General features: G+C 68.6%; 14 protein-coding genes. All 14 read right to left on the bottom strand.

Annotated elements, in window-relative coordinates:
- Nucleotide 1 precedes the first annotated feature (1 nt).
- The 14 genes from nuoK to ASG69_RS05295 all read right to left on the bottom strand — a co-directional run bounded on the left by nuoK (nucleotide 2) and on the right by ASG69_RS05295 (nucleotide 12,441).
- Nucleotides 2-301, bottom strand: a complete 300-nt coding sequence (nuoK, locus tag ASG69_RS05230; RefSeq protein ID WP_056440973.1) for an NADH-quinone oxidoreductase subunit NuoK — start codon at nucleotides 299-301, stop codon at nucleotides 2-4.
- Nucleotides 298-996, bottom strand: coding sequence for an NADH-quinone oxidoreductase subunit J (locus ASG69_RS05235; RefSeq protein WP_051613412.1), 699 nt, complete (start codon nucleotides 994-996; stop codon nucleotides 298-300). The genes nuoK and ASG69_RS05235 overlap by 4 nt, the downstream gene beginning before the upstream one ends.
- Nucleotides 993-1,517 carry an NADH-quinone oxidoreductase subunit NuoI gene (gene nuoI, locus ASG69_RS05240; RefSeq protein ID WP_027506032.1) on the bottom strand — a complete coding sequence of 175 codons (525 nt, stop codon included), beginning with the start codon at nucleotides 1,515-1,517 and terminating at the stop codon, nucleotides 993-995. Before nuoI ends, ASG69_RS05235 begins: the two co-directional genes overlap by 4 nt.
- Entirely contained in the window at nucleotides 1,510-2,784 is a 1,275-nt protein-coding gene (nuoH, locus tag ASG69_RS05245) for an NADH-quinone oxidoreductase subunit NuoH (RefSeq protein ID WP_056440976.1), read from the bottom strand. The genes nuoI and nuoH overlap by 8 nt, the downstream gene beginning before the upstream one ends.
- Entirely contained in the window at nucleotides 2,781-5,156 is a 2,376-nt protein-coding gene (locus ASG69_RS05250; RefSeq protein WP_056440979.1) for an NADH-quinone oxidoreductase subunit G, read from the bottom strand. Before ASG69_RS05250 ends, nuoH begins: the two co-directional genes overlap by 4 nt.
- Nucleotides 5,153-6,469 carry an NADH-quinone oxidoreductase subunit NuoF gene (nuoF, locus tag ASG69_RS05255; protein ID WP_056440982.1) on the bottom strand — a complete coding sequence of 439 codons (1,317 nt, stop codon included), beginning with the start codon at nucleotides 6,467-6,469 and terminating at the stop codon, nucleotides 5,153-5,155. Before nuoF ends, ASG69_RS05250 begins: the two co-directional genes overlap by 4 nt.
- On the bottom strand, nucleotides 6,466-7,314 hold the full coding sequence (gene nuoE, locus ASG69_RS05260) for an NADH-quinone oxidoreductase subunit NuoE (protein WP_082544271.1): 849 nt from the start codon (nucleotides 7,312-7,314) through the stop codon (nucleotides 6,466-6,468). The genes nuoF and nuoE overlap by 4 nt, the downstream gene beginning before the upstream one ends.
- Entirely contained in the window at nucleotides 7,311-8,621 is a 1,311-nt protein-coding gene (gene nuoD, locus ASG69_RS05265) for an NADH dehydrogenase (quinone) subunit D (RefSeq protein WP_056440985.1), read from the bottom strand. The genes nuoE and nuoD overlap by 4 nt, the downstream gene beginning before the upstream one ends.
- On the bottom strand, nucleotides 8,621-9,268 hold the full coding sequence (locus ASG69_RS05270; RefSeq protein ID WP_056440988.1) for an NADH-quinone oxidoreductase subunit C: 648 nt from the start codon (nucleotides 9,266-9,268) through the stop codon (nucleotides 8,621-8,623). The genes nuoD and ASG69_RS05270 overlap by 1 nt, the downstream gene beginning before the upstream one ends.
- On the bottom strand, nucleotides 9,265-9,819 hold the full coding sequence (locus ASG69_RS05275) for a NuoB/complex I 20 kDa subunit family protein (protein WP_027506037.1): 555 nt from the start codon (nucleotides 9,817-9,819) through the stop codon (nucleotides 9,265-9,267). The genes ASG69_RS05270 and ASG69_RS05275 overlap by 4 nt, the downstream gene beginning before the upstream one ends.
- Nucleotides 9,820-9,846: 27 nt before the next feature.
- Entirely contained in the window at nucleotides 9,847-10,206 is a 360-nt protein-coding gene (locus ASG69_RS05280; protein WP_027506038.1) for an NADH-quinone oxidoreductase subunit A, read from the bottom strand.
- A 178-nt stretch (nucleotides 10,207-10,384) separates the two neighbouring features.
- Complete coding sequence (locus ASG69_RS05285; protein ID WP_056440992.1) at nucleotides 10,385-10,777, bottom strand: Rv3143 family two-component system response regulator; 393 nt, start codon at nucleotides 10,775-10,777, stop codon at nucleotides 10,385-10,387.
- A gap of 87 nt (nucleotides 10,778-10,864) precedes the next feature.
- Entirely contained in the window at nucleotides 10,865-11,494 is a 630-nt protein-coding gene (locus ASG69_RS05290) for an MSMEG_1061 family FMN-dependent PPOX-type flavoprotein (RefSeq protein ID WP_027506040.1), read from the bottom strand.
- Entirely contained in the window at nucleotides 11,491-12,441 is a 951-nt protein-coding gene (locus ASG69_RS05295; RefSeq protein ID WP_056440995.1) for a ring-cleaving dioxygenase, read from the bottom strand. Before ASG69_RS05295 ends, ASG69_RS05290 begins: the two co-directional genes overlap by 4 nt.
- Between the last annotated feature and the right edge of the window lies 1 nt (nucleotide 12,442).

The raw sequence follows: 12,442 nt of genomic DNA on the forward strand, positions 1-12,442 counted from the left end.
GTCAGTACTTCAACAGACTGTCGTCGTCGACCGAGACGGATCGACGAGAGCGGAAGATCGCCATGATGACGGCCAGACCCACCACCACCTCGGCGGCGGCGACAACCATCGTGAAGAACGCGAAGACCTGTCCGTCCAGTCCGCCGTGCATCCGCGAGAACGTCACGAAGGCCAGGTTCGCGGCGTTGAGCATCAGCTCGATGCACATGAAGACGACGATGGCGTTGCGGCGCAGGAGGACACCGGCGGCGCCGATGGTGAACAGGGCCGCGGACAGGTACAGGTAGTACTCCGGGTTCATCGGCTCGGCCCGTCGCGGAACTGCCGACTGACCGACGACTCGGCGTCGCTGCCGTCGGGGAGACGAGCGGGCCGGTCCACACCGTTGTGGCGTGCGTAGACACCCGGACTCGGCAGCGGTGTCACGCGGTCTCCGAAGCGGAACCTGTCCTGCGACAGCTCCTTCTGGGTTCTGGTCCGGCCGACGGCGTCCCGGTGGGTCAGCACCATGGCACCGATCGTGGCAGTGATGAGCAGCGCTCCGGTGAGCTCGAAGGCCCACACGTAGCGCACGAACACCAGCTCGGCGAGCCCCTCGACGTTCGCCGGCGACTGCGCGGTGAAGCCGCGGAAGTCGCTCAGCGCGGCATTGCCGAGCCCCCCGATCAGCAGGACACCGAATCCGAGACCCACGACGATGGCCGCGATGCGGTGCCCCCGTAGCGATTCGACGAGCGAGTCCGACGAGTCCACCCCCACGAGCATGAGTACGAAGAGGAAGAGCATCATTACGGCGCCGGTGTAGACCACGATCTGGACGACACCGAGGAAGACGGCACCCTGGACGATGTAGAAGATCGCGAGCACCACCATCGTCGATGCCAGGAACAGAGCCGAGTACACGGCTTTCGCCGACGCCACGACGCCCAGCGCGCCGATGAGAGCGAGCGGGGCGAGGATCCAGAAGGCGATGGCCTCGGAGGTCGAGACGATCATCGGTCCGCCTCCCGCCGGGCGATGACGGCCCCGCGGTAGTAGTCCTCGTCGGTGGCGCCGTCGGCCATGGCGTGCGGGGGCGCGTCCATCCCCTCGGCGAGCGAGGCCAACAGATCGGTCTTCTCGTAGATCAGATCGGCGCGGTTGTCGTCGGCCATCTCGTACTCGTTGGTCATGGTCAGGGCGCGGGTGGGGCACGCCTCGATGCACAGACCGCACCCGATGCACCGCAGGTAGTTGATCTGGTAGACGCGCCCGTACCGTTCGCCGGGCGAGTACCGCTCGGTCTCCGTGTTGTCGGCGCCCTCGACGTAGATGGCGTCGGCGGGGCACGCCCACGCGCACAGTTCGCAGCCGATGCACTTCTCCAGGCCGTCCGCGTAGCGATTCAGCTGGTGACGGCCGTGGTACCGCGTCGCCGTCGGTACCTTCTCCTCCGGATACGACTCGGTCTCCGGCTTCTTGAACATGGTGGCGAAGGTGACGCCGAAACCCGCGACAGGTCCCAGGAATTCAGGCATCGGTCGTCTCCTTGGTGATGGGTCGAGGGCGTGCCGGACCGGGTGAGCGGTCCGGCATCGGAGGCACGGGGAACCCGCCCGCCGCGGCATCGACCCCCTGCTGGTCCGCCGTCGCACCGGAGTGGGTCCGTTCCAGGCGCCCACGCCGTAGCGTCCGGGCGAGCACGGCGATCAGGGCGGCGGTGTAGACCAGTGACACCACCACGGTGACCGGCCGGACGTGCGGGGAGTCGAGGAGGAGGACGCGCACGGCCGCGATGACCATGATCCACAGCAGCGCAGCGGGAATGAGCACCTTCCACCCGAAGTTCATGAACTGGTCGTAGCGCAGGCGTGGCAGGGTGCTGCGGAGCCAGACGAAGACGAACAGGAAGCCCCACACCTTGATCGTGAACCAGAGAACGGGCCACCAGCCCTGATTGGCGCCGTCCCACAGGCTGATCGGGAAGGGGGCGCGCCAGCCGCCGAGAAAAAGCGTGGTCGCGAGCGCCGAGACGGTGACCATGTTCACGTACTCCGCGAGCATGAACATGGCGAACCGGAGCGAGGAGTACTCGGTGTGGAATCCGCCGACCAGTTCGCCCTCCGCCTCGGGGAGATCGAACGGCGCACGGTTGGTCTCGCCCACCATCGAGGTGATGTAGACGAGGAACGACGGCAGCAGCATCACGACGAACCACAGGCGCTCCTGCGAGGCGACGATGCCGGACGTCGACATGGTGCCCGCGTAGAGGAACACGGCCGCGAAGCTCAGGCCCATGGCCACCTCGTACGAGATCACCTGCGCGGTCGAGCGCAGTGCTCCCAGAAGCGGATACGTGGAACCGGACGACCACCCGGCCAGGACGATGCCGTACACACCGATCGAGGTCACGGCCAGGATGTAGAGCACCGCGACGGGCATGTCGGTCAGCTGGAGCGGGGTGATGTGCCCGAACACCGACACGGTGGGGCCGAACGGGATCACGGCGAAGGCCATGAAGGCGGGGACGACCGAGATGATCGGTGCCAGCAGGTAGATCGGACGGTCCACGCCCCTCGGGACGATCCCCTCCTTCAGGGCGAGCTTCACACCGTCGGCGAGGCTCTGCAGGATGCCCCACGGCCCGACCCTGTTGGGGCCGATGCGCATCTGCATCCAGGCCATGACCTTGCGCTCGGCGTAGATCGCGATGAGCGGTGTCAGCACGAGGAAGCCGAAGACGGCGAGCGACTTGGCGACGACCAGCCACAGTGGGTCGATCCCGAAGACGGAGAGGTCGGTCATGACGGTGCTCCTGCCGAGAGACGCACGGCGGCACCGGGTGCGACGTGGAGGGTCGCACTCACTCGGGACGGTGCCGAGTTCCACGGCAGCCACACCACGTGGTCCGGCATGGCGGTGACGCGGAGCGGCAGCGTGATCGACCCCGAGTCGGTGGAGACGGTCAGTGGCTCACCGTCGGACACCCCGGTGTCGGCCGCGGTCGCGGGCGACAGCCGGGCGACGGGGGTCCGCGCCGTGCCGGCGAGATCGGTCTCCCCGTCCTGCATCCGCCCGGCGTCGAGCAGCATCCGCCAGCCGGCCAGTACGGCGGTTCCTGCGCCGAGGGCGGTCGGTGCCGCGCTGCCGCGGTCCGGAACGTCGGGGGATCCGGGTGCCGACCCGGCCGCGTCGAGTTCGCGGCGTGCCGCGTCGGCGTCCGGCAGTCCGAGGCGGTGACCCATCTCGGTGGCGATCGCGTCGAGGACCCGCAGGTCGGCCATCATGGACGGCGTCGGGAGTGCTGCTCCGAACGTGCGCCGGCGGCCTTCCCAGGTGGTGAACGATCCGGCTTTCTGCGCGACGGCGGCGACCGGGAACACGACGTCGGCCCGGTCGGTCACCTCACTGCTGCGCAGGTCCAGTGCGACGACGAAGGGGGCTCGGTCGAGCGCGGCGCGGGCCGCGTCGGGATCGGTGAGGTCGTCGAGCTCGACACCTGCCACGACGAGCGCGCGGAGGTCGGCGCCGAGGATGCCGACCGTGTCCCGGCCCGGTGTCGCCGGCAGATCGTCGACACCCCACGCCGCGGCCACCGCGTGCCGAGCCGCGGAGTCGTCCACCCGGCGACCTCCGTGCAGGAGGGTGGGGAACGCACCCGAGTCGAGAGCGCCGCGGTCACCGGCACGGCGGGGGATCCACGCGACGCGGGCGCCGGTGGTGTCGGCGGTGCGCGCGACCGCGGCGAGGGTGCCGGGGCTCGACGCCGCCCGCTCGCCGACGAGGATCACCGCGCCCGGCACGCGCAGCTGCTCGAGCACGTCCGGGTCCGCCAGCCCCGCGGCCTCCGTCCCCGGCGCCGTGAGACGCACGTCGGCTCTCAGCTTCGTGCTGCCGGGCGACGCGAAGGGCGCCAGTGTCAGTACGCGAGTGTGTCCCCCGCGCACTGCCTTCCGCAGGCGGAGGAAGACGATGGGGCTCTCCTCCTCCGGTTCGAAGGACACGAGGACGACGATCGGTGCGGCCTCGAGTGCGGCGTACGTGACGTCGATCCCGCGGCCGGCCACCCGAGCGGACAGGAAGTCGGTCTCCTCCTCGGACGTCGGGCGGGCCCGGAAGTCGATGTCGTTCGTATCCAGCGCGATCCGCGCGAACTTGCTGTAGGCGTACGCGTCCTCGACGGTGAGACGGCCACCGGTGAGCACGCCGGCGTGTCCGCGAGCCTCCGCCAGACCGCGGGCGGCCACCGCCAGGGCCTCCGACCACGACGCGGGCTCGAGGGTGGTTCCGCGTCGGACCAGCGGGGTGTCGAGGCGATCGGGCAGCGTGCCGTACGCGAACGCCCAGCGGCCCTTGTCGCAGCTCCATTCCTCGTTGACCTCGGGATCGTCGCCGGCCAACCGACGCAACACCTTTCCGCGGCGATGGTCCGTGCGCTGGGCGCACCCACTGGAGCAGTGCTCGCAGACGCTGGGAGTCGACACTAGGTCGAAGGGCCGCGCGCGGAATCGGTAGGCGGTGTTGGTGAGTGCACCCACCGGGCAGATCTGCACGGTGTTGCCGGAGAAGTACGACTCGAACGGCTCGGCGCCGTAGATGCCGACCTGTTGCAGCGCACCGCGTTCGAGCAGATCGATGAACGGGTCACCGGCGATCTGCTCGGAGAAGCGCGTGCACCGGGCGCAGAGGACGCACCGCTCCCGGTCGAGCAGGACCTCGGTCGACAGGGGGATCGGCTTGGGATACGTGCGTTTGGTCTCCGTGAAGCGCGACTCGGTGCGGCCGGTGGACATGGCCTGGTTCTGCAGCGGGCACTCGCCACCCTTGTCGCACACCGGGCAGTCGAGCGGATGGTTGATCAGGAGCAGTTCCATCACTCCGCGCTGCGCCTTCTCGGCGATCTCCGAGCTGTGCTGCGTCCGGATCACCATGCCGTCGGACACCGTGGTGGTGCACGACGCCAAGGGCTTGCGTTGGCCCTCGACGTCGACCAGGCACTGCCGGCACGCGCCGACCGGGTCGAGCAGCGGGTGGTCGCAGAACCGCGGGATCTGCACACCGAGCATCTCGGCCGCCCGGATGACCAGGGTGCCTTTCGGGACCGACATCGGGACGCCGTCGAGGGTGATGCCCACCGTCGTCTCGGCGCGCGCGCCGTCGTTCTGCACCGCGGTCATGTCAGTTGTCCTGCCATCAGGGTGGAGAGGTGCGGATCGAAGGGGCATCCACCCTGCTCCACGTGCGCCACGTACTCGTCCCGGAAGTGGGCGATCGACGAGACGATGGGGCTGGCCGCCCCGTCTCCCAACGCGCAGAACGACTTTCCCAGGATGCTGTCGGCGACGTCGAGCAGCTTCTGCAGGTCACCCTCCGATCCGGTGCCGTTCTCGAGGCGCGCGAGTATCTGCACCAGCCAGTAGGTGCCCTCGCGGCACGGGGTGCACTTCCCGCACGATTCGTGCGCGTAGAACTCGCTCCAGCGACGGACCGCGCGGACCACGCACGTCGTCTCGTCGAAGATCTGGAGTGCTTTCGTGCCGAGCATCGATCCCGCGGCACTCACGCCCTCGTAGTCGAGCGGGACGTCGAGGTGCTCGGCCGTGAAGATCGGGGTGGAGGATCCGCCGGGTGTCCAGAACTTCAGCGTGTGCCCGGCGCGGACACCGCCCGCGTGCTCGAGCAACTCGCGCAACGTGATGCCGAGCGGCGCCTCGTACTGTCCGGGGCGGGTGACGTGGCCGGAGAGCGAGTACAGCGTGAAGCCGGGTGACTTCTCACTGCCCATCGAGCGGAACCATTGCGTCCCGCTCGCCAGGACCGTCGGCACACTCGCGATGGACTCGACGTTGTTGACGACGGTGGGGCTCGCGTAGAGGCCCGCCACGGCGGGGAACGGTGGCCGCAGCCGGGGCTGGCCGCGGCGCCCCTCGAGGGAGTCGAGCAGTGCGGTCTCCTCGCCGCAGATGTAGGCGCCCGCCCCCGCATGGACGACGAGGTCCAGATCGAACCCGGAGCCCTGGATGTCCGTGCCCAGATACCCCGCGGCGTAGGCCTCGGCGACCGCGGCCTGCAGCCGCCGCAGCACCGGCACCACCTCACCGCGGAGGTAGACGAACGCGTGCGACGAGCGGATGGCGTACGCCGCGATCACGATGCCCTCGACCAGCGCGTGGGGTGTGGCCATCAGCAGCGGCATGTCCTTGCACGTGCCCGGCTCCGACTCGTCGGCGTTCACCACCAGGTAGTGCGGCACGGTCTGGTTCGCGGGTGTCGGGCCGTCCTGGGGGATGAAGCTCCACTTCGTGCCGGTGGGGAAGCCGGCGCCGCCGCGACCACGCAGGCCGGAGTCCTTGACCGTGCCGATCACCTCGTCGGGTGTCATCGCCAGGGCTGCGGCGAGACCGTCGTACCCGCCGTGGCGGCGGTAGGTGTCCAGAGTCCAGGACTCGGGCTCGTCCCAGTAGCGGCTCAGAACCGGGGTGAGTGTCACGGCCGGGCCTCCTTCGCTGCAGTGCCGTCCGGGCGGGGCACATCGGCCGACGGGGCGGGCGCGGGCTTGTCCGGGGTGGAGTCCGTCGGTGGCTCGGCTGCCGCCGCCGCGTCGGGTTCCGCGTGATCGGGGGCGCGCATGTCCTTCTCCCGCGCGACACGCAGGCCTGCCAGCGTCGCCTCGCCTGCGGTCGGTGCGTCGAGCGCGCCGGGCCGGGTGTCAGGGAAGCCCGCCAGGATGCGCGAGGTCTCGCGGAAGGTGCACAGGGTCGCACCGCGCGTCGGGGTGACCGGGCGCCCGGCGCGGAGTTCGTCGACCAGCGTGCGCGCCGACTCGGGAGTCTGGTTGTCGAAGAACTCCCAGTTCACCATCACCACCGGTGCGTAGTCGCAGGCGGCGTTGCACTCGATGTGTTCGAGCGTCACGGTGCCGTCCGTGACGCCGTCGAGGTGGTCGACGAGGGCCTCGTGAATGGCGTCCCCGCCCATCACGGCGCAGAGAGTGTTGGTGCACACGCCGACGAGGTAGTCGCCTGTCGGCTCGCGGCGGTACATCGAGTAGAACGTCGCCACCGCCGCGACCTCGGCACCCGTGAGGTCGAGTGTGTGCGAACAGAAGTCGATCGCGGCGGGGGTGAGGTACCCGTCCTCGGCCTGGAGCAGATGAAGGATCGGGATGATCGCGGACCGGGCGCGCGGGTAGCGGGCCACGATGGTGGCGGCGTCCGCCTCGAGGCGAGCCAGCACGTCCTCGGGGTAGGTCCGCCGGGCGCCTGGTCGCACGAGTTGGACGCGTTCCTCCGGACGGGGTCCGAAGGGTATCGCCACCGGTTCCCGTGCGCTCATCGGTCCACCCCACCCATCACGGGATCGATGCTCGCCACGGACGCGATCACGTCGGACACCATGCCGCCCTCGCACATCGCCGCGACGGCCTGCAGATTGGTGAACGACGGGTCCCGGAAGTGCACACGGTAGGGCCGGGATCCACCGTCGGAGACCATGTGCACACCCAGCTCGCCGCGGGGTGACTCCACCGCGACGTAGACCTGTCCCTCGGGCACGCGGATGCCCTCGGTGACGAGCTTGAAATGGTGGATCAGCGATTCCATCGATCCGTCCATGATCTTCTGCACGTGCTCGCGGGAGTTGCCCAGTCCGTCGGGGCCCGAGACCAGGTCCGCAGGCCACGCGATCTTCTTGTCCGACACCATCACGGGCCCCGGCGCCAGTCGGTCGAGGCACTGTTCGACGATCTTCAGCGACTCGCTCATCTCGTCGACACGGATGAGATACCGCGCGTAGCAGTCACTCTCCTGTTCGGTGATCACGTCGAACTCGTAGGTCTCGTAGCCGCAGTAGGGCTCCGCGCGACGGAGATCGTGGGGCAAGCCCGTGGCACGCAGCACCGGACCGGTGATCCCGAGTGCCATGCACCCGGTGAGATCGAGGTACCCGATGCCGCGGGTCCGACCCTTCCAGATGGGGTTGTCGTCCAGCATCGCGCTCATGTCGCGCAGGCGGATCGGCAACAGGTGCAGCAGGTCCCGGATCTTCGGCACGGCGTCGTCGGGCAGGTCCATCGCCAGCCCGCCCGGCCGGACGAACGCGTGATTCATCCGCAGGCCCGTGATCGTCTCGAAGATGTCGAGGATCAGTTCACGTTCCCGGAATCCGAAGAGCATGGCGGTGACCGCGCCGAGCTCCATGCCGCCGGTGGCCAGAGCGACCAGGTGCGAGGAGATGCGGTTGAGTTCCATCAGCAACACCCGGATCACGGTCGCGCGTTCCGGCACGTCGTCGGTGATGCCGAGCAGCTTCTCCACGCCGAGGCAGTACGCCGTCTCGTTGAAGAAGGGCGACAGGTAGTCCATCCGCGTCACGTAGGTGACGCCCTGCGTCCAGTTCCGGTACTCGAGGTTCTTCTCGATACCGGTGTGCAGGTAGCCGATTCCGCACCGCGCCTCGGTGACGGTCTCCCCCTCGATCTCGAGGATGAGGCGGAGGACCCCGTGCGTGGAGGGGTGCTGCGGTCCCATGTTGACGACGATGCGCTCCTCACCGGCGGTGCCGGCCAGGTCGACGATCTCGTCCCAGTCCTGGCCCGACGCGGTGTAGACGGTCGGCGTGGTGTGATCCTTCTCGAGTGTCATCAGTTGTACGACCTGCGCTGATCGGGGGGCGCGATCCGCGCGCCCTTGAACTCCACCGGGATGCCGCCCAGCGGGTAGTCCTTGCGTTGCGGGTGCCCCACCCAGTCGTCGGGCATCTCGATGCGTGTCAGGGACGGGTGCCCGTCGAACTCGATGCCGAAGAAGTCGTACGTCTCGCGCTCGTGCCAGTCGGTGGTGGGGTAGATGCCGCACAGCGACGGAATGTGCGGGTCGGACTCCGGCACTGACACTTCGAGACGCAACCGACGACCGTGCGTGATGGACTGCAGATGGTAGACGGCGTGCAGCTCGCGTCCGGTCTCGCCGGGCTGGTGGACGCCACTGACGCCGAGACACAGTTCGAAGCGGAGTGCCTGATCGTCGCGTAGCGCGGACGCGACAGCGGGCAGGTGCGTACGCGCGATGTGCAGAGTCAGCTCACCGCGGTGGAGCACGGCACGCTCGACGGCGTCGTCCCAACGTTCGTCCCGAGCCGCGAGCGCCGACTCCAGTGCGTCCGCCACGACGTCGTGGTCCCCACCGAACGGTCGACTCGCGTTGTCGTGTCGGGGTTTCGGCGGCGCCAGTCGGCCGTAACCCGACGTGTCGCCCGAACCGCGCACTCCGAACATGCCCCGCGCTCTCATCGCAGCAGCGTCTTCGCGTCGATGACGGACGGAGAACTCAGCGCGGCCTTCTCGGTCTCGGCGATGGCCCTCTCGCGGTCGACGCCCAGCGGCATCGCCTGGATCGACGCGTGCAACTGCAGGATGGCGTTGATCAGCATCTCGGGCCGCGGCGGACAACCGGGCAGATAGATGTCGACCGGTACCACGTGGTCGACGCCCTGCACGATGGCGTAGTTGTTGAACATTCCTCCCGAGGACGCGCAGACACCCATCGCCAGAACCCATTTCGGCTCGGCCATCTGGTCGTACACCTGCCGGAGCACCGGTGCCATCTTCTGGCTCACCCGTCCCGCGACGATCATGAGATCGGCCTGGCGGGGGGAGGCGCGGAAGGCCTCCATACCGAACCGGGCGAGATCGAACCGGCCGGACGTCGTCGACATCATCTCGATCGCACAGCACGCCAGTCCGAAGGTCGCGGGCCACAGAGACCCCTTGCGGGCGAAGCCGGCGAGGCCTTCGACAGTGGTCAGCAGGAAGCCGCTCGGCAGCTTCTCTTCCAATCCCATGCGATCACTTCTTCCACGGCGAGTGGATCAGTCCCAGCTGAGACCTCCACGACGCCACTCGTATGCGTAGGCGACGGAAACGTTGACGATGAACAGGGCCATCGCGGCGAGACCGAACACACCCAGTGCCTCGAAGTGCACAGCCCACGGGTACAGGAACACGATCTCGATGTCGAAGATGATGAAAAGCATTGCGGTGAGGTAGAACTTGACCGGAAAGCGACCGCCGCCGATGTGCTGCGGGGTGGGCTCGACGCCACATTCGTACGCGTCGAGCTTGGCGCGGTTGTATCGCTTCGGTCCCACTTCCGATGCCACGAGGACCGAGAACAGCGCGAAGGCGACCGCGATCGCGCCGAGAACGAGGACCGGCACATATGCGTTCATGCCACTCGAACTCCTGCCCGTGTCGTGGGTTCCGACCGGAACCGCCCTACGCCTCGAGGTGATCTGTGCCACACAGTAGGACTTTTTCGTCGCGATGGGTCCGGTTTGGTGACTCGGGCTCACAATCGTCGCGAATCGGTGATCCCCCGGCGTCAGAGATCGGAGATCCGGCGGGGCCTCAGGCAGGGTCGCGGAGCAGTCCCACCACGGCGCGGCCGAGTTCGAGTGGGTCGATCGGGTGCGACACCGACGCGTCGGCACGCGACCAGGTGGCCAACCACGCGTCGTCGGGGCGGCCGGTGAGCACGAGAAGTGGTGGACACGGGTCGATCTCGTCGCGCAGTTGCTTCGCGAGGCCCATCCCGCCGACGGGAGCGCTCTCACCGTCGAGGATCACGAGATCGACACCGCCGCGATCCAGGTGCTCGATCACGACGGGCGCCGTCGCCACGTCGAGATACTCGATCTCGGGCAGGTCGGGGTGCGGGCGACGGCCCAGCGCCTGGTGGACGAGCGCCCGCGTGGACGCGTGGCTGCTGTAGATCAGCACCGACAACGTTGCGTCCGCCACGGGTGGGACGTTACCCAGTGCGCTTCGCGCCCGTGCGCCTTTTGCGTATGCCTGGATGCGCAAAAGACGCACAGGCGCGGAGCGCATCTACGACCGGTACAGCGACTCCTCGTATGCCGGCCCGTAGTACGCCCGCAGTTCCTCGAGCGATTCCGGCGAGTCGGGGATCAGCGTCTTGGAGATCTCTGCGACCGTCGGCAGCACCGACGGATTCCAGGTGTCCGGCTCCCACAGCCGTGACCGCAGGAACGCCTTGGCGCAGTGATGGAAGACCTGCTCGATGTCGACGACGAGCGCGAGGATCGGGCGGTGTCCCTTGACCACGAGGTCGTCGAAGAACGGCGCGTCGGAGATCAACCGCGCGCGGCCGTTGATGCGCAGCGTGTCCCCGCGTCCGGGAACCAGGAAGTCGAGACCCACGAACGGGTTGCTCAGCACGTTGCGGTACCCGTCCATCCGCTTGTTGCCGGGCCGTTCCGCCAGCGCGATGGTGGCGTCGTCGAGGACGTGCACCAGCGAGCCGGGCGGGTCTCCCTTCGGCGAGACGTCGCACCGTCCGGTCTCGTCGGCGGTGGCCACCAGGCAGAACGGCGAGGCCGCGAGGAAGTCGCGGTCGAGCGGATGCAGCCGGGGGCGATCCTTGTGGGCGGCGCGGAAGCTCGGCGTGCCGAACATCGCCGTCAGCGTCTCGCCGTCGGTCACCTGTGTCCACGTCACGACGCGTCACCCACCGGGAGTGCCGGGAGATTCTGCTCGATCTGCTCCCGCGTCGGCTCGAGCCACGGCGGCAGCTTCAACGAGCGCCCGAGTTCGAGCAGTGGCTCGTCGACGTCGAATCCCGGCGCCTCGGTCGCGATCTCGAACAGCACGCCGCCCGGCTCCCGGAAGTAGATCGACTGGAAGTACTGCCGGTCCAGGATCTCGGTGACGTGCGCTCCGCTGTCGACCAGCTCGGTGCGCCAGGCGGTGAGCGTCTCGTGGTCGGGCGCACGGAAGGCGACGTGGTGAACGGTGCCGCCTGCCTGCAGACCACGGTCGCTGCGGTCGGTGACGACGTCGACCAGCGCGCCCGCGCCGCCCGCGGCCATGGCGAACCGCGCGCTCGCGGCACCGTCCGCGGCGACGGTCATGCTCATCCGGTCGGTGAGCAGCTCGGCTGTCGCGTCGAGTGTCGTCTCGGTGAGGGTGACCGAGTGCAGTCCGCGCACCGCGTGTTCGGTGGGCACCGATGCCACGCCGTCCCAGCCGGAGCGGGTGTCCCCGTCGGAGGCGATCAGGTCGAGGACCATGCCGTCGTGGTCGTACAGGCGCAGGACCTCGTCGTCGCCGCGGGTCACCGGCGCCTCGACGCGCACGTTCAGCTCCCGGAGCCGGTCGTGCCAGAAGGACAGCGACGAGCCCGGAACGCTGAACGCTGTCGAGGTCGCGAGTCCGGTTCCCTGTCGTCCGCGCTCGACGTCCTTCCACGGGAAGAAGGTGATGAGCGACGACGGGCTACCGCGGAAGTCCCCGTAATACAGGTGGTAGGTGCCGGGGTCGTCGAAGTTGACGGTCTGCTTCACCAACCGCAGGCCGAGCACGCGCGTGTAGAACTCCACGTTCCGGCCGGGGTCCGACGCGATGGCGGTGACGTGGTGAAGACCGAGAGGGGCGAGTGTCGTCATG

Origin of the sequence: Rhodococcus sp. Leaf225, from assembly GCF_001426145.1 — a bacterium.
In the GTDB taxonomy this organism is placed as follows: Bacteria; Actinomycetota; Actinomycetes; order Mycobacteriales; family Mycobacteriaceae; genus Rhodococcoides.